The organism is Ruegeria sp. BH8, from assembly GCF_056538065.1.
Window position 1 is genome coordinate 1 of the sequence record NZ_JBQFSP010000012.1, and the last position, 20096, is coordinate 20096.

A 20096-nucleotide genomic window follows, 5' to 3' on the forward strand; every position below is an offset into this window, starting at 1 on the left:
CGGCAAAACGCTCCGGCCACCCGTCCCATAATCGCCCTCAGCGAAGGCAACGACCCCCGCATCACAAAAGGGGCCATCAACGCGCAGAGGGCCAATCTGGCCGATATCATTCTGGTTGGCCCGTACGCCGAGGTCGAAGCAGCCCTGAAAGATCAGGGGGCTGCTGCCTCTCGGGGCGTTGATATCCATGACCCCAAGACTTCGGACCTGACCGAAGAGTTTGCCGAGGCCTTTTTCGAACTGCGCCGGCATAAAGGCGTCGATCGGGCCAAGGCCCGTGCTGCCGTTGAAACACCCCCCGTCTATGCCGCCATGCTGGTGCGCAGCGGACGCGCCACCGGCACTGTAGGAGGGGCCGTTCACACGACCGGCGATATTGTCCGCGCAGCCATCCAGGTGATTGGCATGGCCCCCGATGCAGGAATGGTGTCGTCTTTCTTCCTGATGTACCCGCCGGAAAACGCTCAGCCCGGGGCGCGGGCGATGCTGTATTCCGATTGCGGGCTGGTCATCAATCCGACCGCGGGCGAGCTGAGCAAGATCGCCATCGCATCCGCCGCATCGGCCCGGACGCTGCTGCAGGTCGATCCAAAGATCGCGATGCTCAGCTTTTCCACCAAGGGCAGCGCCAAGCATCCCGATGTGGACAAGGTGATCGAGGCCACTGAGTCGCTACGCCAGGCCGCGCCAGATCTGAACGTCGACGGTGAACTGCAATTCGACGCCGCCTTTGTACCTTCGGTTGGTGAGCGTAAATCACCGGGTTCGTCTGTCGCCGGGCAGGCCAACGTGATGATCTTTCCCAATCTTGATGCTGGAAATATCGGCTACAAAATCACCCAAAGACTGGGGGGCTACACCGCCATCGGACCGGTCTTACAGGGGCTGGCCAAACCCGCCAACGATCTGTCCCGCGGATGCAGCGCCGAGGATGTGACCCAGATGATCGCCGTGACCGCGCTACAGGCAAATGGACTGTAACACTTAATTTTCGCACCGCTCCCGGAACGATGTTCTAAAGTACCGAGGAAACTGACAAAATCCTCCTGACATAACCAACTGGACCCGCAAATGACCCATCAGCAGCCGATCCTTGATACGTCACCGAAAGTCTCGGACGAAATCCGCAGGACCACCTGCTACATGTGCGCCTGTCGATGCGGCATCAACGTTCACATGAAAGACGGCAAGGTTGCTTATATCGAAGGCAATCGCGACCACCCGGTGAACAAGGGCGTCTTGTGTGCCAAGGGGTCCGCCGGGATCATGCAGGTCAACGCCCCTTCGCGCCTGCGCAAGCCACTGAAACGGGTCGGCCCGCGTGGCTCGGGTGAATTTGAGGAGATCAGCTGGGACGAAGCGCTGGAACTGGCTGTCAGCTGGCTGGAACCAATCCGTAAAGATAACCCGGAAAAGCTGGCCTTTTTCACCGGCCGGGACCAAAGTCAGAGTTTTACCAGCTTCTGGGCTCAAAATTTCGGAACCTGCAACTATGCGGCGCATGGCGGCTTCTGTTCGGTCAACATGGCCGCGGGCGGCATCTATACGATGGGCGGCGCGTTCTGGGAATTCGGCCAGCCTGATTGGGACCATACCAAGCTGTTCATGTTGTTTGGCGTGGCCGAAGACCACGACTCCAACCCGATCAAAATGGGTATTGGCAAGATCAAAGCGCGCGGCGCACGTGTAATCGGCGTCAACCCCATCCGCAGCGGATACAATGCCGTCGCCGATGATTGGGTCGGCATCACACCGGGAACTGACGGGCTGTTCATCCTGTCATTGATCCATGTGCTGATGAAAGCCGGAAAGATCGATCTCGACTATCTGAGCCGCTACACCAATGCCCCGGTTTTGGTGGACGCGTCCGAAGGCGCCGGAAACGGCCTGTTCCTGCGCGACGATGACGGAAAGCCCCTGGTCATCGACCGGAATACAGGCAAGCTGACGGCCTTCGACACGCCTGGCGTTCGCCCGGATTTGTCAGCGATCTACGAAAACGACGGTGTCGTTCATCGCCCTGTGTTTCACTTGATGGCGGAAAAATACCTGTCCGAGGAGCACGCGCCCGAAGCTGTTGCCGAAAAATGCGGTATTCCCGCCAAGCGCATTCGCGCGATTGCTGCGGAACTGGCGCGCGTCGCCTTTGACGAGGCGTTCGAGCTGGATCACGAATGGACCGATTTCCGGGGCGAGAAACACACCAAGATGATTGGCCGCCCTGTTGCGATGCACTCGATGCGCGGCGTTTCGGCTCATGCCAATGGTTTCCAGACCTGCCGCGCGCTGCATGTGCTGCAGATCATCCTTGGCACGGTCGAGGTTCCCGGCGGCTTCCGCTTCAAGCCCCCCTACCCCAAACCGATCGAGGCGCACCCGACACCGCATTGCAAGGTGACGCCCAACTCGCCCCTGGATGGCCCGCATCTGGGTTTCGTCCGCGGCCCGGAACACCTTGCGCTGAAGAAAGATGGCAGCCCCGCTCGGATCGACAAGGCGTTCACCTGGGAAAACCCGATGTCCAGCCACGGGCTGATGCATATGGTGATCTCGAACGCACATGCGGGCGACCCGTACAAGATCGATACGCTGTTCATGTACATGGCAAACATGTCGTGGAACTCGACCATGAACACCAAGGGTGTCATCGAGATGCTGACGGACAAGGGTGAAAACGGCGATTACGTGATCCCGCGCATCATCTATTCGGACGCCTATTCTTCCGAGATGGTGGCTTACGCGGACCTCATCCTTCCGGATACAACCTACCTCGAACGCCACGACTGTATCTCGCTGCTGGATCGCCCGATTTGCGAGGCGGATGCGGCCGCTGACGCAATCCGCTGGCCTGTGATCGAACCGGACCGTGACGTGCGCGGGTTTCAGTCAGTATTGATCGATCTCGCAAACCGTATGAAACTTCCGGGCTTCACCCATGAAGACGGCAGCGCAAAATGGGTCGATTACGCCGACTATATCGTCAATCACGAACGCAAGCCGGGTATTGGCCCACTGGCTGGATTCCGTGGCGAAAATGCCGACAAGGAAGGGCGCGGAGAGGTCAACCCGGATCAGTTGAACCGCTATATCGAGAACGGCGGCTTCTACGTGGCGCATATCCCGCAAGGCGCGGATTACTACAAACCATGGAATGCGGCCTATCAGGACTGGGCCGTGGGCATGGGGCTCTATGACAGCCCGCAGCCATACCTATTCCAACTCTACTCCGAGCCGATGCGCAAGTTTCAGCTGGCAGCCGAAGGCCACGGCGACCGACAGCCGCCGGATCATCTGCGCCAGCGGATCAAAGACACGATGGACCCACTTCCAATCTGGTACGAAACAGACCAGCAGGGCAACGACGGCTTCACTGTCAACGCGCTGACCCAGCGCCCGATGGCGATGTATCACAGCTGGGGCACGCAAAACGCCTGGCTGCGGCAGTTGCACGGGCGAAACCCGCTCTATGTTCCGACTAGGCTGATGCGCAAGCATGGGCTGAGCGACGGAGATTGGGCTAAAATCACATCCCCTCATGGTGAGATCACCGTCCCTGTGATGGAAATGGCCGCGCTGAACGACAACACCGTCTGGACATGGAACGCCATCGGCAAGCGCAAAGGCGCCTGGGCCCTGCAGCATGACGCGCCGGAGGCCACAAAGGGTTTCCTGCTGAACCACCTGATCCACGAACTGCTGCCGCCAAAAGGCGACGGGCTACGCTGGGCCAATTCTGACCCCATAACTGGTCAGGCCGCATGGTTTGACCTGAAGGTGAAAATCGAAAAGGCCGACGCGCCCGCCGATGCCCAAAGCCAACCTCATTTTGACCCGATCAAATCACCGGTCGGAACTGGCCCCGACAATCTGGCTTGGAAGGTGGGCAAATGACCCGGATCCGCGCTTCATCTGGCCACAAATATCCCGGGGGTGAATTGAGCCGCAGGCTCAAGAGGGGGCTGGCCCCCTCACCCGTCCTCAACAGCACAGGTATCCTGACATGACCCAGCTACCGAACTCAACCGAGCGCAAGATAGGTCTGGTGATCGACCTGGACACCTGCGTTGGATGCCATGCCTGCGTGATTTCCTGCAAGGGCTGGAACACGGAAAATTATGGCGCGCCACTGTCCGATCAGGACGCCTATGGTGCCAACCCGTCGGGCACTTTCCTGAACCGCGTGCATTCCTACGAGGTGCAACCGGCGGAAGGGCACGCGCAACTGATCCATTTCCCGAAATCCTGCCTGCATTGCGAAGACGCGCCCTGCGTCACCGTCTGCCCGACCGGGGCCAGCTACAAGCGAACCGAGGATGGCATCGTGCTGGTCAATGAAAGCGACTGCATCGGGTGCGGCCTGTGTGCCTGGTCCTGCCCCTATGGCGCGCGTGAACTGGATAAGGCCGAGGGGGTGATGAAGAAATGCACCCTCTGCGTCGACCGGATCTATAACGAGAACCTGCCCGAGGTGGACCGGATCCCCTCCTGTGTCAGAACCTGCCCGGCGGGCGCGCGGCACTTTGGCGATCTGGGTGATCCGGACAGCGACGTCAGCAAGCTTGTTGCGGAACGCGGCGGAATGGACCTGATGCCCGAAATGGGCACCAAACCCGTCAATAAATATCTGCCGCCGCGCCCGAAAGACACGGTGGAAGACCAGATCGACATCCTGGCCCCCCTGTTGGCACCTGTCGCTGAAGAACCCAAAGGGTTCCTTGGCTGGCTCGACAAGACGTTGGAGAAACTCTGATGCATCCCGCACCCTCCGTCATTCTGTTCACCACCCTGTCCGGTCTGGGATTTGGACTGCTGTTCTTTCTTGGCCTGGGGTTTCCGGCTGTCTCGGGTTGGGTGGCCTTTGTGTTCTTCGCCATTGCTTACGGTCTGGCCGTCGGAGGGCTGATGGCCTCGACCTTCCACCTCGGCCACCCGGAACGGGCCTGGAAGGCTTTTACCCAATGGAAAACCAGCTGGCTTAGCCGTGAGGGCTGGTGTGCCGTGCTCGCCCTGGTCGTCATGGGACTTTATGCGATTGGCGTAGTGTTTCTGGATCGGCATTGGAGCCTGCTGGGTTGGGTCGGAGCGTTGATGTCACTGGCGACCGTGTTCACGACATCGATGATCTACACGCAACTCAAGACCATCCCGCGCTGGAATATGAACCTGACCCCCGCCATGTTCCTGAGCTTCAGCCTGGCGGGTGGTGCGTTGCTGGCGGGCCAGACACGTGTTGCTATTCCGCTTCTGCTGATCGCCGCTTTGGTTCAATTCTTGTATTGGAAGAATGGCGACAAAGCGCTGGAGGCATCCGGAACGGATCTGGGCACGGCGACAGGTTTGGGTAACCGGGGCACAGTCAGAGCCTTCGAGCCACCGCATACCGGTACCAACTATCTGCTGCGCGAGTTTGTTCATGTGGTCGGGCGCAAACATGCCGAAAAGCTACGGGTGATCTCGTTTGTATTCGCCTTTGCCCTGCCGGTTCTGTTGCTGGTCCTGCCATTCAATCATTTCCTGGCCCTGCTAGCCGTGGCATCGCATCTGGCAGGTGTCGCGACCTCGCGCTGGTTGTTCTTTGCGCAGGCTGAACATGTCGTTGGGCTTTACTACGGTAAGCGTTGAGGGGGCTCTGCCCCCGCCGCGGCAAGCCGCGACTCCCCCGGGATATTTTTGGCCAGATGAAGTTTGGATCCTGAAAACCAAAAAGGCGGCACTCGGTAGTCGAGGCCGCCTTTTCCGGTTTCTGAAGGCCGGGTTAGATGAGGCCCGCGTGTGCCATTGCCGCATCAATCGCGGCTTTTGTGTTGTCTTCCAGCTCAGTCAGAGGTGAGCGGACTTCGGTGCTGCAAAGGCCCAGTTTGCTGAGCGCGTATTTGGCGCCGACCAACCCGGGTTCTATAAAGATCGCTTCGTGCAGCGGCATCAGCTTGTCCTGGTATTCCAGTGCCTTTGCATAATCGCCCGACAATGTGGCCTGCTGGAATTCGGCGCATAGCCTGGGAGCCACGTTTGCGGTGACTGAAATGCATCCGACACCGCCATGGGCGTTAAAACCCAGTGCAGTGGCGTCTTCACCGGATAGCTGGCAGAAGTCCTTGCCACAGATCGCGCGCTGCTGGCTGACGCGCGCCAGATCGCCCGTCGCATCCTTGACACCGACAATACACGGCAACCGGGCCAGTTCGCCCATGGTGGCCGGGGTCATGTCGATGACCGATCGCCCGGGAATGTTGTAGATGATGATCGGAATATCCGCAGCCTCGTGCAGGGCTTGGAAATGCGCGATCAGGCCGCGTTGAGTCGGTTTGTTGTAGTAAGGCGTGACAACCAGCGCCGCATCGGCACCAACTTTTTCGGCGAACTGAACGAACCGGACGGCTTCGACCGTGTTGTTCGACCCGGCACCGGCAATAACCGGAACACGGCCAGCAGCCGTTTTGACCACTTCTTCGATGACCGTTTCGTGTTCGTCGTGGCTGAGCGTCGGGCTTTCGCCGGTGGTTCCAACAGGCACCAGCCCGGTCGAGCCTTCGGAGATCTGCCATTCAACCAGATGTTTAAGCGTCTTCAGGTCCAACTCGCCGTTGTTGAACGGAGTGACGAGGGCTGGCATCGAGCCTTTGAACATGACACGCTCCTTAAGGTGCATATTGCGGTTTTTGCGCCCTGGTCACTCACGTTTCCAGCTTTGTGAGTTGATCCCGCCGGCGCAGGGTTTATCCTCACAGGCTCTATCCTCGGTTGGTTGGGAAATGCAAGGGATGACACGCTTTCTGGCACTGTTGACCGGTTTGATTCTATACGCAGTGACGACACCGCAAGCCGCACGCGCGGATGCGGCCGATGATTTGCGCTCCGGGCTGTATGAAATGCGCAAGGGCGACTGGAATGCGGCGCTGCGCGTATCGGGCCAGCGCGGCTCGGTCTCGCGCGATGTCATCGTCTGGCACTGGTTACGTGAGGGATTTGGCAGCTCGGGCGATGTGCTGGTGTTTCTCGAACGCCGCCCGGACTGGCCCGGGCTGGACTGGCTGCGCCGCAAGAGCGAGCCGGTCTTTACCGGGGCCGATCCCGACAGAGTTCTGAAGTTTTACGCTGGCTTGCCCCCTCAGACTGCTGAAGGCGCGCTGAACTATGCGGTGGCCCTTAAGGCCAAAGGGCGCATTGGCGAGGCGGAAGCCGATATCGTGACAGCCTGGCGTACCATGCCGATGGGGTCGGGGTTGCAAAAGGACTATCTGGAGAATTTTGCCAAACTGCTGAAGCCGCACAATGCCGCGCGGCTGGACCGGATGCTGTGGGATGGCCATTTGGTCAGCGCAGAACAGATGCTGCCCTTAGTCAGCACCGACGAGCGCAAGTTGGCCGAAGCGCGGATCGCATTGCAGAAACGCCAGCCAGGCGTTGACGGCAAGGTGGCGGCGGTGCCGAAGTCGCTGGCAGATACGCCGGGGCTGGCATTCGACCGTTTTGTCTGGCGGGACAAGAAAGAACTGGATGACAGCGCCGTCGACCTGATGCTGGCACGGTCAAGCGGACCGGAAGCCCTGGGCGAGCCTGACAAATGGGCCGAGGGTCGTCGCCGTCTGGCCCGGCTCGAGATGCGATCGGGGCGGGCGGCGCGTGCTTATGACGTAGCGGCCAAGCACCATATGACCCCGGAAATGGGATATTCCTATGCGGATCTGGAGTGGCTGGCCGGGTTTTTGGCCCTGCGCAAACTGAATGACCCCGCCACAGCCGTGCGACACTTCCAGAATTTTTCGGATGCCGTGCAATCGCCAATCTCGAAAGGGCGCGGCGGCTATTGGCTGGGGCGGGCTTACGCCGAGCTTGGGGACGCAGACAAAGCCTATGAGGCCTACGCCATGGGCGCGGACCATCAGACCTCTTTTTATGGTCTTCTGGCGGCGGAACGGATCGGACGACCATTTGACAAGGAACTGGCCAATCCGCGTCGCGCCCCGCATTGGCGTCAGTCAGATTTCGCCGATTCCAGCGTTCTGGAAGCCGGGCTGCTGTTGCTCAAGGCCGGCGAAGACAACTTGTCCGAGAGGTTCCTGACCCATCTTGTCGAAGGTCTTGACCCTGTGCAGGCCAATCAGTTGGGCGACCTTGCGATTGAGCTGAAACAGCCACATCTGGCCGTGATGATCGCCAAGCGGGCAGCGACCACGGGCACCGTTTTGCCTGCGGCCTATTACCCGGTTCATCCGGTGGCCGACATGCGCCTGCCAATGGCCAAGGAAATGACGCTGGCCATCGCGCGGCGCGAAAGCGAATTTGATCCGGTTGTCGTCAGCGGCGCGGGGGCGCGCGGCCTGATGCAAGTGATGCCTGCAACAGCCAAGCTGGTGGCTGGAGAACTGGGGATACTCAGCGGCCATCAGACCGGTCGGTTGACGTCGGACTGGCAATACAATGCCAAGCTTGGCGCCAACTATCTTTCGGGCCTTGCAACCGAGTTCAACGGGAATGTCGTCATGATGGCGGCTGGATACAATGCCGGTCCAAAGCGCCCGATCTCGTGGATGGAACGCTATGGTGATCCGCGCACCGGTGAGGTGGATATCGTAGACTGGATTGAGACCATTCCGTTCAATGAGACGCGCAATTATGTGATGCGCGTGACCGAAAGCCTGCCGGTCTACCGCGCCCGTCTGGGGCAGCCCGCCCTGCCGGTTCCGTTTTCGCAGGAACTGATCGGATCATCGCTGGCGGCGTTCGCGCCATAAGGTAAACAGACCTGCGGCCACAACAATCGCTGCGCCCGTGACAACTTCGGGGCGCAGTTTTTCACCAAAGATCGAAATCCCCAGAATCGCGCTCCAGACAAGGTGGAAATAGGCGAAGGGTTGGACGGCGCTGGCTTCGGCCATCTCATAACATTTGATCAGCAGCCAGTGCCCCGTTGCCCCGCTGACGCACAGCAACGCCATCCACAGCCAGTCGCTGCGGGCCATTGGCTCCCAGAACCACATTCCAAAAAGGGTCATGGCGATGGCACCAACAACGCCGGTCCAGAAAAAGCTGGTGGCCGTGCTGTCCTGACGTGCGACGTAGCGCGTCAGCAGGCCGTAAATCGCAAACAAAAACGCCGAGATCAGCGGTATGACGGCCCAAGGATCAAAAACACCAACGCCCGGCTGCAGAATGATCAGAACACCAATGCAACCGACACCGATCGCAACCCAGCGCCGCCATCCAACCTTTTCACCCAGAACCGGACCGCTCAGCGCGGCGACAAGCAGGGGATAGCTTATGAAAACGGCCATACTGTCGATCAGACCGAGCACTGTGAAACCGAACACGGCGACGCAGATCTCGGTGGCCAGCAGCAGGCCCCGCAGTATCTGAAGCCCCATCTGGTTCGTCTGCATCGCCGCCCTTAACCCGCCGGAAGATCGCGCCGCCAGTGCAATGACAAAGGCCGCAAAGAACCAATAGCGGATCATCACCACCATGTAGGTGTTATAGGTTCCGGCCAAATGGCGTGAGATACCGTCCTGCAAGGCAAAGACAATCGTCGCGCCCACCATCAGGGCGATACCCGCACCTGCATTGTTTTTCTGCGTCATGCCTTGAGCGCCCGCGTCATGTGCCGCTTGCGGCCATAGCCGGATGTACGGGTGACGGTGAAACCGGCATCCTGAAGCCCGCGGCGAACAAACCCGGCGGCCGTATATGTGGCTGCCGTGCCATCGGTGGCAGTATGCGCCGCCACTTGCTGCATCAGCTCTGCCCCCCACAATTCAGGGTTCTTAGCCGGAGAGAACCCGTCAAGGAACCAGGCGTTGGCCATGCCTGCCCATTGCGGCAGGCTGTTGCGCGCATCGCCGATGATCACTTCGCATTGAAGGGTTTCAAGATTGCAGGCGTGACCTGTCCAATGGGCCAGAAACCGGCTGCTCCACGGGTGTAACTCGGGGAAGGCCTCAAGCGCGCGACGCATATCATCCGTGGCCATGGGAAAGGCTTCGAAACTGGTGAACCGAAGCGGGCCTGTTTGGCCGGATTTCTCCCATTCAGACCAAACCGTCAGCAGGTTCAGACCGGTGCCAAAGCCCATCTCGGCAATATGAAACCCCGGCGCAAAGCGTTCTGGCAGACCATTGCCTGCCAGAAACACATGGCGCGTCTCTTCCAGCCCGTTCTGCAACGAGTAATAGGGATCGTCGAAACGGTCCGAGACCGGTATATGATCCTCGGTCCACGTCAATTCGGCATGCTGGTCTGCCATCGGGGAATCCTGTAGCTAAGCGGCGCGACACTGAACAAGGAAAAGGGAATTGGCAATGGTCGATGTGACGGTTCGCGGGGCAGGAATTTTCGGCCTGTCCATCGCCTGGACCTGCGCCCGGCGGGGCGCGAAGGTACAGGTTGTCGACCCTTTTGGGCCGGGCTCCGGGTCCAGTGGCGGTCTGGTGGGGGCCTTGGCCCCGCATGTGCCCGAAAACTGGAATGCCAAGAAAGCTTTTCAATTCGACAGCCTGATCATGGCCGAACCCTTTTGGCAGCAGGTCGAGGGTACCGGCGGCGTTTCCCCCGGCTATGGCCGTCTGGGCCGTCTTCAACCCATTCCTGACACCCGCAGCCTTGATCTGGCCCGGCAACGCGAAGGTTCAGCCGATCAACTTTGGCAGGGGCTGGCAGAGTGGCGGGTGATCAGCACATCGCAGGCCGGATCGTGGTGCCCGCCCAGCCCCACCGGCTTTGTCATCCGCGATACACTGACAGCGCGCATGCATCCCCGGCGGGCCTGCGCCGCTCTGGTTGCAGCCCTTGAGGTGATGGGCGTTCACGTTGTCAGTAACGCTGATGATAAAGGACAGGTTGTCCACGCCACGGGCCTAGCAGGATTACTGGAACTGAACGACGCCTACGGAAAAACCGTCGGAAACGGTGTCAAAGGCCAGGCCGCCCTGTTGCGCTTTGATGCAGGAGAGATGCCACAGCTATTCGCAGATGCGGTCCATATCGTGCCACATGCGGACGGAACGCTTGCAATCGGATCAACGTCTGAACGGGATTATGACGACCCGACCAGCACAGACAGTGCTTTGGACGATGTCATAGACCGCGCCACGCGCGCGCTGCCGCTTTTGCACGGGGCCGAGGTGATCGAACGTTGGGCCGGGGTGCGTCCCCGCAGCAAAAGCCGCGCCCCGATGTTGGGCCTGCATCCATTGCACCAGGGCCAGTTCATCGCCAATGGCGGCTTCAAGATCGGCTTTGGCATGGCTCCGAAAGTTGCCGAGGTTATGGCCGATCTGATGCTGGAGGACCGGGATTCGATCCCCGATGACTTCCGCCCCGAAGTCTCACTGTAATAGGGCCACAGCCTTCATGCATTGCCGCCCGTCCGGGCCGCGCACCCACATGTCCTGACCTTTCCGGCACAGCTGGGCAGTCTCGAAATGCATCAACGGTGAGGTCGCACGGAAAGAAAACGACTTGAGTGGTCCGCCAAGATCAACTGCAAACAGCATCAGAAGCTGCGCCAGAAGTGGCCCGTGCACAACCAGCCCTGCATATCCTTCCACATCACGCGCATAGTCCAGATCGTAGTGAATGCGATGGCCGTTGAAGGTCAGCGCCGAATAGCGAAACAGCAGGGTGGAATTAAACTCGACCGCGCGGATATCCGTTTCATCCGTGCGCGATTGGGGCGGCGCCGGAGTCATCACACCCGGTGCGGGGTCTTCACGATAAACAAGATCCTGCCATTCTGTCAGACAAAGTTGGCCGCCTTGCCGTATCTCGTGCCGCAACGTGACAAAACCCAACGGGCCGGACCGGCCCGCTTTTGCGCTTTGGTTTTCAAGAACCGATGTCCTGTCAGCAGGGACACCCGCGATCAGCGGTGCATGATATTCCAATTGCCCACCGGCCCACATTCTGCGGGGCAATCCCATATCCGGGATCAGGCCACCCACCTTGGGATGCCCATCCCGCCCCAGCTCGGCAGGCGGTTGCGGCGCCCAGAAATAGAGCTGATGGAAGAATGGCGGCAGAGCTGAGCCTTTGGCAATTGTTGGCTCAGAGCCCAACGCAACCTGAAACGACGCTGCACGGGCCGGGTCAAGGATATCGCTTTGACGCTGTTCCAACATATGGGCAGTCCAAGCTCAGAAACCGGCCTCGGCCCTGAGTTTCTGCATCAGCATGTGCAGCGAGTTTTCGTATCGCTCGGATAACAACCTTCCCTGATCGTCGAACTCATTCGAACTGTCGGCGAGGTGGATTTCCGGACCCTGCAAGATGCGGGGCTGAAAGGGCACCATGCAGGCGCGCAGGATCATCTGTGCCCTTTCCCCACCCGCGCGGCCACCCGCAGCCGACATTACAGCAACCGGCTTGCTCGCCCATGGATTGCCTTTCGTCCGGCTGACCCAGTCCAGTGCGTTTTTCAGAACTCCCGAAGGCCCTTTGTTGTACTCGGGCGTCGAGATGATCACCGCATCCGCCTGCCCGATCTGGTCGGCCAGCATCTGAACAGGTGCCGGTATCCCTTCGGCATCCTCCAGATCGCCATCATAAAGCGGCAGGTTCAGGTCTGCTTCGGTATAGCTGACAGGGTCGAACAACCGGGCCGCTTCGCGCAGCAGTTTGCGGTTCGTCGCGCCCTTGCGCAGGGAGCCGGACAGGCCAAGCAGGGTCGGTTGAGACATCAGGGACAACTCCGTTTCAGTGTTTCCCAATAGTTAGACCGAGATTGGCCCTGACCAAACCCCCATTGACGCACAGTCATTGCGCAACAGGGGCCGGGCCCGAACGGGCCTGCGTTTCAGGATCACGCGTTTCCGCTGGGGACCACAACAATCTCAACCCGACGGTTTTGCGCTTTTCCTTGCGGCGTCAGGTTGGACGCGACCGGGTTGTTTTCACCCTGACCGTAGGTTCTGATACGGCTGTAGCTGACACCATTGGCTTGCAGGATATCCGCGACCGCGTTTGCGCGACGCTCGGACAATCCCTGATTATAAGACGCGTCACCATCGCTGTCGGTATGACCGATGATCTGCACGTTCGAGTTGGGATAGTTGACAAGGTTTTGGCCCACTTTCACCAGATCCGCCCGCAGCGCCGGGCGCACGGTCGAGCTGTCCGTGTCAAACGTAATGTCATTCGGAACAGTCACGATCAGCCGGTCACCCGCATTGACGATGGTAATCCCGTCATTTGCCAGTTGCTGACGCAATTCCGCAGCCTGCTTGTCCAACTGGTTGCCGATCAGACCGCCACCTGTGGCACCAATGGCGGCACCGGCCAGCGCCCCAAGACCCGGGTTCGAATTATTGGCAATCGCGCCGACACCCGCACCGATAAGGCCGCCTAGAACCGCACCCTGCTTGGTGTTTTTGTTGGGGTCGTTCTGAACGGTCAGGGTGCCCGGATCGGTACAGGCCGTCACGGCCATGATTGAACACAAGCCTGTCGCCAGGAAAAACTTTGAAATCGTCATGATATCACCTTCTGCTCCGGTACCCGTTCTTCGGGCTTGATCCATTTCACCCAGTATATCACTGCGCTTGCTCACAGGCTCAAGCAACAATGCGGTGAAATCGGCGAATACCCGCCAAAGGCCATTCATACCGGTTCCGCAAAGGTGCCCGCGAGCTGTTGCTCCTGCCAGAGATCGCGCAAAGATTTACCTTGCCCCAGAAATCCTTCGTCAGTGAATTCACTGGACCAGATGCGATCGGTTCTGAAATGGCGAAAGCCGTTTCGCATCTCGCACCACCCTGCCAGCAACGTACATTCGACGTGATAGATCAGCGCCAGTGGGCGCACCACGCGGATGGTTTGTTCGCCTTCACCATCTACGTAAGTGATGCGGATTTTCCGTTCTGCCCGAATAGCTTCGCGGTAATGCGAAACAGAAACACACCCCTTCTCGGGATCATCCGCCGGAGCCCCCCAGGGTGAAACCTGCAACCAATCAGTCGGGCTATGCAGCGCATCGATCTTCTGACAGATCCGACTGGCGGCGCGCTGCAGGTGGCTGTCGCCGGTGCGCGCCAGAAGAGACAGGCCAACCCACAGGGCTTCAACCTCTTCCGCGTCGAAATTCAGAGGCGGCAGATCGTAACCGCGCCGCATCATGTAACCGACACCGGCCTCACCTTCGATGGGTGTTCGCTGGGCCTGCAATTCGGCAATGTCACGATAGACGGTGCGGATGGACACCTCTAGCCGGGTGGCCAGTGCTTCTGCCGTGACCGGCGCACTTGCGGCCCGCAAGATCTGGATGATTTCAAACAAACGGGTCGAACGGCGCATCGCATTCTCCTGACACTCTGCTGACACCCTAGCACACCCCACTGACAACATGCTGTCAGTAGTGAAGCGCGATAATGGGTGGATATCACACAAGGAGCCAAGAAATGCCGCACCTCGACAACCACGTCATGATGACACTGAAACTTGGCCAATGGTCACAGGACCACACACTGCGGGCTTTCGAGATTGAACGTGAGATCGCGCAGGAGAGCCATCGCCGCCAATCGGTTTCGACGAAACGAACAAGACGCATTTCGCTGGGCAACCTGAAGATGCTGTGGGCCAGAATTGCCTGAGATTAGAAATCGGGCTGGGCGCGAAACTTCAACGAATGCCCGCCCTCAGGATGCTTCAGGCGCAATTCTTCGGAATGCAGCATCAATCTGGGGAACTCCCTCGCCGCACCTGTTGCATAGAACGGATCGCCCAGGATCGGGTGACCCAATGCCTGCATATGAACGCGCAGCTGATGAGACCGCCCGGTTTTGGGAAACATACGCAAGCGAGAGGTCTCGCCCTCATGTTTCACAACGCGCCAATCGGTGACCGCAGGTTTGCCCGTATCATGACACACCATTTGTCTGGGCCGGTTGGGCCAGTCCACGATCAACGGCAGGTCAACCGTGCCGGTCTTTGGCTCCATCCGCCCCCAGACACGGGCAATATAGGTTTTCCGGGTCTGCCGCTTCTCGAACTGCATACTCAGATGCCTTTGCGCATGGGGTGTTTGGGCAAAAACCATGACACCTGATGTGTCCCGGTCCAGTCGATGCACAAGCAACGCCTGAGGGAAAGCCGCCTGCACGCGTGTCAGAAGGCAATCAGCCAGATGATCGCCCCGCCCCGGCACGGAAAGCAGACCCGACGGTTTGTTCACCACAATCAGCTGCGCATCTTCGTGCAGCACGTCCAGCGCGGTTTGTGGGGGGGCATAGGTTTCGCTCATGCGGGCCTGCCTATCTCAGCGCGCTTCTTCCCGCAACGTCGTCCTTGCGCGCCCGGTCATGATCGGTGAACTTCTGCGCAGGAGGACAGGACATGCACCCGACAATTGAACGACTGCAAGAGGTTGTCGCCAAGGGCGATGAGGCGCTGATCCACGATCTGCTGGCCGAAGATGTGCAGTTCCTGCCACCAACCTATTTCAGCACCTGGACCGGGCGCGCACCTGTGGCTGCCGTTCTTGGCCATGTCGGGCAGGTCTTTTCCGACTTCCGGTATCGCCGGATTATGGGCGCTGGCAACGATTGGGCGCTGGAGTTTCAATGCAAGATTGGAGATCTGGACGGCATTGGCGTTGACCTCATTACGCTGAACGAGGACGGTTTGATCAAAATCTTCGAAGTCGCCATGCGCCCTTACAAAACAGTCGGCGCTTTGCGCGAGGCGATGATGGCGCGCGTGATGACTGACGCTCGTTTTCTGGAATTCAAAAACGCCCTGACGTGACCTGATGATGCGCACCCTGATAGCACCCGACCAGGTTCTACGTGTGCCCTTGTTGCCCGTTCTGGCCACGCAAGCCCTTTTGGTGCGCCGTAACGCCCGGCTTTTGCCGGAGCCCACTGGCCCGCGAGAGGGCCGATCAGGGCGTGGCCCCCGCCTGCGTCTGCTGATCACCGGCGATAGCTCGGCGGCCGGAGTGGGCGCGGGAACTCAGGCGCAGGCCTTGTCGGGGCAGCTTGTGGACCGGCTGGCCAGACATCACACGGTCGAGTGGCAACTTGCGGCCACCACAGGGTACACGACGCTGGATACGATCGACCACCTGAGGGGCATAAAGGGCGAATTCGATGCGGTGGTCACGGCTTTGGGGGTGAATGACGTCACCCGCGCCGTCTCTTGCCGCACATTTGCGGATCGCCAGGCGCAGCTTATCAACATCCTGTCAAACGAACTGGGGGCGCGGCGTATAATCATCACCGGCGTTCCGCAAATGAACAGGTTTCCGGCCCTGCCACATCCATTGGCCTGGGTGCTTGGCCGTCAGGCTGCACGGCTGGATAATGCGTTGCAACAGGTTGTGTCCGTCCATCCCCATGTGCAGCACCTGAGGCTTGATCTGCCCGACGACCCGGCCCTGGCGGCACCGGACGGCTATCACCCAAGCCCCCGGGCCTTTGCGCTGTGGGCAGATGCCGCAGCACGCCTGTTGCTTCAGGCCTGAGCCCGCGCCTGCCGGATCAATGGGATCGAGTAAATGACCAAAGCCACCCAGATCAGGGGGAATGCGATCATACGTCCGGTGTCGATCTTCTCACCGAACAGAGTGATGGCTGTAATGAAAATCATAGTCGGCGCAATGTATTGCAGGATGCCCATGGTCGACAGGCGCACCAGCTTGGCTCCGTTCGCATAGACCAGCAATGGCACCGCCGTGACGATACCGGCGCAGGACAACAATGCGGTATCGGACATCGCTGCGCCGAAATGGCCTGTGCCTTGCACACCCAGCCAGGTGACATAGGCCAGGGCCGGGATCAAAAGGATCAGGACCTCAAGCAGAAAGCCCTGGTTGGGACCAATTGGAAGGGATCTCTTGAAAAATGCATAGAAACCCCAACTGACCATCAAACCCAGCGCCGCCCAGGGAAGTCGCCCAGCCTCAAGCACAAGCACAAGAACGCCCAGCGCGGCAAGCCCCACCGCGAACAGCTGGGTCCGCGTCAGGGGCTCACGCAGCAAAATCGCCCCCAACGCAATACTGAACAGCGGGTTTATGTAATACCCCAGCGCCGCGTCCAGCGCGTGCCCTGTCGAGATCGCCCAAACATAAATCGCCCAGTTCACGGAAATCAGCGCCGCCGTCAAAGCCGCCATGGCCAGCATCCGGGGATTGCCCAGTGCAGCTTTCAAGTCCCGGGTGCGCCCCAGCGCGACCAGCAGCAAACCTGCAACCGGAACAGACCAGATAACCCGATGCGCCACCACCTCGACAGGTCCAATGTGATCCATCGCCTTCATATAAAGCGGCAGGAATCCCCACATGACGTACGCTGTGACAGCCAAAGCCAAACCTTTGGGAGTATCCACATTCTGAGGTGGTAATGGCGTGGGTGTCACGAAGGCTCTCCGGTTTATACCGGTTCCGTTTACGGCAGAACTGAACGGATTGAAAACTCTGAAAACAGTGAAGTGTCACATAACGATTTGTGATAAGTTTGCTGACCGCAGCTGCTGCCGCCAAAATTGCGAGGCTCTGCCTCGCGCTCCGGGATATTTAGAGCCAGGTGAAGCAAGGGATCCGCACTTCATCTGGCCCAAAATATCCCGGGGGAGTCGCCCGGCACGGGCGGCGGGGGCAGCGCCCCCTCCCTTGTCTGTCAGACCTTCACCCGTTCGGATTTCGGGTCATACATCGGTTTAAGCGATGCTTCGGCTTTGACCTTCACGCCGCAAACATCGATCTCATAGGTTGAACCCAGAACGTCTGCGGCCTTTTCACCTTCGCACGGGACATAGCCCATTCCGATGGCACCACCGAGGCTATGACCGTAATTGCCGGAACTCAGGTAGCCGACATATTCGCCATCACGCACGATCGGCTCGTTGTGGAACAACAGCGGTTCAGGGTCGGTCAGACGGAACTGTACCAGACGGCTTTTCGGGCCGCTTTCTTTTCGTGCAATCACCGCCTCACGCCCGATGAAATCACAGCCTTTGTCCACCTTGACGGCAAAGCCAAGACCAGCATCAACCACGTGATCCTCACAGGTGATATCGTGGCCGAAGTGCCGGAAACCCTTTTCGATCCGGCAGCTGTCCATCATGTGCATACCACACAGCTTCAGCCCCATGTCCTGACCAGCCTCATGCAGGGTCTCAAAGACGTGGCCCGCCATGTCTGAGGAAATATAGATTTCCCACCCAAGCTCACCCACATAGGTCACGCGATGTGCACGGGCCAGGCCCATTCCGATCTCGATCTGCTGGGCAGTACCAAAGGGGTTGGTCGCGTTTGTGAAATCGTTGGGCGAGACCTTTTCCAGCAGAGCCCGGGCGTTTGGCCCCATGACAGCGAGAACGCCTTCACCCGCTGTGACATCTGTAATGACCACGTTGAAGTCCCCGACATGGCGCATCATCCATGTCTGATCCGCCAAGCGCGTGGCTGCAGGGGTCACGACCAGATAGGCGGTTTCGGTCAGGCGGGTTGCGGTGACATCCGCTTCGATCCCGCCTGTGCGGTTCAAAAACTGCGTATAGACGATCTTGCCGACAGGGACCGAGTAGTCACCCCCGCCAATATAGTTCATGAACTTTTCGGCATCAGGGCCTTCCACACGAATCTTGCCGAAGGAAGACATGTCATACATGCCCACATTCTCGCGCACGGCTCGGTGCTCGGCAGCGGAATTCTCGAACCAGTTCTGGCGCTTCCAGCTGTACCGGTATTCGCGCTCCTGCCCTTCATTCGCGTACCAATTGGCCCGTTCCCAGCCTGCGATTTCTCCAAAAACGGCGCCCTGTTCTTTCAGGTGATGGTGGAACGGGGTTCGGCGCACACCGCGTGCAGTGGCTTTCTGGCGATAGGGGTAGTGATCGGCGTAAAGCAATCCCAACGTTTCTTTTGAGCGTTCAAATAGGTACTTCTTATTACCCTGAAACGGCTGCATCCGGCCGATATCCACGTCGCCCAGATCAAAGGGCTTTTCACCGGTATCCATCCACTCGGCCAGCGACATGCCCGCGCCACCGGCGGACTGGATACCGATCGAGTTGAACCCGGCGGCGACCCAAAAATTGTCCATCTCGGGCGCCAGACCCAGGTGATAGGCGTCGTCGGGAGTAAAGGATTCGGGGCCGTTGAAGAAGGTGTGAATACCCGCCTCGGACAGCATTGGCATCCGGTTGCACGCCGCTTCGAGGATCGGTTCGAAGTGATCGAAATCCTCGGGCAGTTGGTCGAACTCGAAGTTGTCGGGAATACCGTTCATGGCCCAGGGTTTGGCATTGGGCTCGAATGCGCCCAACATCATTTTGCCCGCGTCTTCCTTGTAGTAGGCGCATTCATCTGGCACCCGCAGAACCGGCATCTGGCTCAACCCTTCAATGGGTTCAGAGACGATATAGAAATGTTCGCAGGCGTGCAGCGGCACATTCACGCCGGCCATCTTGCCTACCTCGCGCCCCCACATTCCCGCGCAATTGACAACCATATCACAGGCGATATGCCCTTGGGATTGCCCGTCATCACTGACCCAGTCGACACCGGTCGCGCGCCGTCCGTGCCGGGAAATCCCGGTCACCTTCACCCGTTCCTTGATCACCCCACCGCGTTGACGCGCACCCTTGGCCAACGCCAAGGCAATATTAGCAGGATCCGCCTGGCCATCGGTTGGCAACCAAACGCCACCTGCCACGCCGTCGAGGTTGATATGCTCATATCGCTCTTTGACTTCGGTCGGAGAAAGCTCTTCGACCGGCACGCCAAAGGCGCGGGCCATTGCCGCATTTCGGTGAAGCTCCTCCAACCGCTCACTGGTCAGGGCGACCGAAACGGACCCGACCTGACGCAGGCCGGTGGCGACACCGGTCTCTTCCTCAAGGCCCAGATAGAGCTCTGCGGAATAGCGCGCCAGTTTGGTCATGTTGGAAGACGCACGCAGTTGCCCGATCAGGCCCGCCGCGTGCCAGGTGGTGCCGCTGGTCAGTTGCTTGCGCTCAAGCAGAACAACATCGGTCCAGCCCTTCTTGGTCAGATGATACGCGACCGAACATCCGATGACGCCGCCACCGATGATGACCACTCGGGCCTTGCTGGGAAGATCAACCATCCTGAAATCTCCGCTGTGTCAGGTTTGGCGTAAACT

General features: G+C 59.3%; 19 protein-coding genes. 9 read left to right on the forward strand and 10 right to left on the reverse strand.

What is annotated here, in order from left to right; all coding sequences use genetic code 11:
* From pta to ACR0AD_RS16770, 4 genes are all read left to right on the forward strand, one after another.
* Positions 1–981, forward strand: a 981-nt coding sequence (pta, locus tag ACR0AD_RS16755) for a phosphate acetyltransferase (protein ID WP_480488656.1), incomplete at its 5' end; no start/stop codon positions are given.
* Between the two features lie 90 nt (positions 982–1071).
* On the forward strand, positions 1072–3891 hold the full coding sequence (locus ACR0AD_RS16760) for a molybdopterin oxidoreductase family protein (protein ID WP_480488654.1): 2820 nt from the start codon (positions 1072–1074) through the stop codon (positions 3889–3891).
* 109 nt (positions 3892–4000) lie between these two features.
* Positions 4001–4750 (forward strand): 4Fe-4S dicluster domain-containing protein, encoded by a 750-nt coding sequence (locus tag ACR0AD_RS16765; protein WP_480488652.1) that lies wholly within the window; start codon positions 4001–4003, stop codon positions 4748–4750.
* Positions 4750–5622 (forward strand): dimethyl sulfoxide reductase anchor subunit family protein, encoded by an 873-nt coding sequence (locus tag ACR0AD_RS16770; RefSeq protein WP_480488650.1) that lies wholly within the window; start codon positions 4750–4752, stop codon positions 5620–5622. Before ACR0AD_RS16765 ends, ACR0AD_RS16770 begins: the two co-directional genes overlap by 1 nt.
* Before the next feature lie 133 nt (positions 5623–5755).
* Here ACR0AD_RS16770 and dapA read toward each other — a convergent pair whose 3' ends face one another.
* Positions 5756–6628, reverse strand: a complete 873-nt coding sequence (dapA, locus tag ACR0AD_RS16775; protein ID WP_480488648.1) for a 4-hydroxy-tetrahydrodipicolinate synthase — start codon at positions 6626–6628, stop codon at positions 5756–5758.
* Positions 6629–6761: 133 nt separating this feature from the next.
* Between dapA and ACR0AD_RS16780 the strand changes: the two genes are divergently transcribed.
* Positions 6762–8735: a lytic transglycosylase domain-containing protein gene (locus tag ACR0AD_RS16780; protein ID WP_480488646.1), complete on the forward strand. Its 1974-nt coding sequence runs from the start codon at positions 6762–6764 to the stop codon at positions 8733–8735.
* On the opposite strand, the gene ACR0AD_RS16785 is transcribed toward ACR0AD_RS16780, so the two are convergent.
* Positions 8709–9578: a DMT family transporter gene (locus ACR0AD_RS16785; RefSeq protein ID WP_480484082.1), complete on the reverse strand. Its 870-nt coding sequence runs from the start codon at positions 9576–9578 to the stop codon at positions 8709–8711. The two genes, ACR0AD_RS16780 and ACR0AD_RS16785, sit on opposite strands and share 27 nt — an antisense overlap.
* A complete protein-coding gene (gene mnmC2, locus ACR0AD_RS16790) occupies positions 9575–10240 on the reverse strand; it encodes a tRNA (5-methylaminomethyl-2-thiouridine)(34)-methyltransferase MnmC2 (RefSeq protein WP_480484083.1) in 666 nt (221 codons plus the stop codon). The genes ACR0AD_RS16785 and mnmC2 overlap by 4 nt, the downstream gene beginning before the upstream one ends.
* Positions 10241–10295: 55 nt before the next feature.
* Between mnmC2 and ACR0AD_RS16795 the strand changes: the two genes are divergently transcribed.
* Positions 10296–11330, forward strand: a complete 1035-nt coding sequence (locus tag ACR0AD_RS16795) for an NAD(P)/FAD-dependent oxidoreductase (RefSeq protein WP_480484084.1) — start codon at positions 10296–10298, stop codon at positions 11328–11330.
* Here ACR0AD_RS16795 and ACR0AD_RS16800 read toward each other — a convergent pair.
* The 4 genes from ACR0AD_RS16800 to ACR0AD_RS16815 form a co-directional block, all read right to left on the reverse strand.
* Entirely contained in the window at positions 11322–12113 is a 792-nt protein-coding gene (locus ACR0AD_RS16800) for an HTD2 family dehydratase (protein ID WP_480484085.1), read from the reverse strand. The genes ACR0AD_RS16795 and ACR0AD_RS16800 overlap by 9 nt on opposite strands.
* Before the next feature lie 15 nt (positions 12114–12128).
* On the reverse strand, positions 12129–12671 hold the full coding sequence (locus ACR0AD_RS16805) for an NADPH-dependent FMN reductase (RefSeq protein WP_480488644.1): 543 nt from the start codon (positions 12669–12671) through the stop codon (positions 12129–12131).
* A 122-nt stretch (positions 12672–12793) separates the two neighbouring features.
* Positions 12794–13465, reverse strand: a complete 672-nt coding sequence (locus ACR0AD_RS16810) for a YiaD family glycine zipper/OmpA-like lipoprotein (RefSeq protein ID WP_209505259.1) — start codon at positions 13463–13465, stop codon at positions 12794–12796.
* A 125-nt stretch (positions 13466–13590) separates the two neighbouring features.
* Entirely contained in the window at positions 13591–14283 is a 693-nt protein-coding gene (locus ACR0AD_RS16815; protein ID WP_480488642.1) for a helix-turn-helix transcriptional regulator, read from the reverse strand.
* A 104-nt stretch (positions 14284–14387) separates the two neighbouring features.
* Here ACR0AD_RS16815 and ACR0AD_RS16820 point away from each other — a divergent pair, with 104 nt between their 5' ends.
* Positions 14388–14579, forward strand: a complete 192-nt coding sequence (locus tag ACR0AD_RS16820; protein WP_480488640.1) for a hypothetical protein — start codon at positions 14388–14390, stop codon at positions 14577–14579.
* Between the two features lie 2 nt (positions 14580–14581).
* Here ACR0AD_RS16820 and ACR0AD_RS16825 read toward each other — a convergent pair whose 3' ends face one another.
* The gene (locus tag ACR0AD_RS16825) at positions 14582–15229 is read right to left on the reverse strand and encodes an RluA family pseudouridine synthase (RefSeq protein ID WP_480488639.1); all 648 of its coding nucleotides are present in this window, start codon (positions 15227–15229) and stop codon (positions 14582–14584) included.
* Between the two features lie 92 nt (positions 15230–15321).
* Between ACR0AD_RS16825 and ACR0AD_RS16830 the strand changes: the two genes are divergently transcribed.
* Both ACR0AD_RS16830 and ACR0AD_RS16835 read left to right on the forward strand, forming a co-directional pair.
* A complete protein-coding gene (locus tag ACR0AD_RS16830) occupies positions 15322–15732 on the forward strand; it encodes a nuclear transport factor 2 family protein (protein ID WP_480488637.1) in 411 nt (136 codons plus the stop codon).
* Positions 15733–15736: 4 nt separating this feature from the next.
* Positions 15737–16450 (forward strand): SGNH/GDSL hydrolase family protein, encoded by a 714-nt coding sequence (locus ACR0AD_RS16835; RefSeq protein WP_480488635.1) that lies wholly within the window; start codon positions 15737–15739, stop codon positions 16448–16450.
* Here the strand turns inward: ACR0AD_RS16835 and rarD are convergent.
* Together rarD and ACR0AD_RS16845 are read right to left on the reverse strand one after the other, a co-directional pair.
* A complete protein-coding gene (gene rarD / locus ACR0AD_RS16840; protein ID WP_267363579.1) occupies positions 16441–17346 on the reverse strand; it encodes an EamA family transporter RarD in 906 nt (301 codons plus the stop codon). The two genes, ACR0AD_RS16835 and rarD, sit on opposite strands and share 10 nt — an antisense overlap.
* Positions 17347–17606: 260 nt before the next feature.
* Positions 17607–20060, reverse strand: a complete 2454-nt coding sequence (locus tag ACR0AD_RS16845) for a GcvT family protein (RefSeq protein ID WP_480488633.1) — start codon at positions 20058–20060, stop codon at positions 17607–17609.
* Positions 20061–20096: the final 36 nt, after the last annotated feature.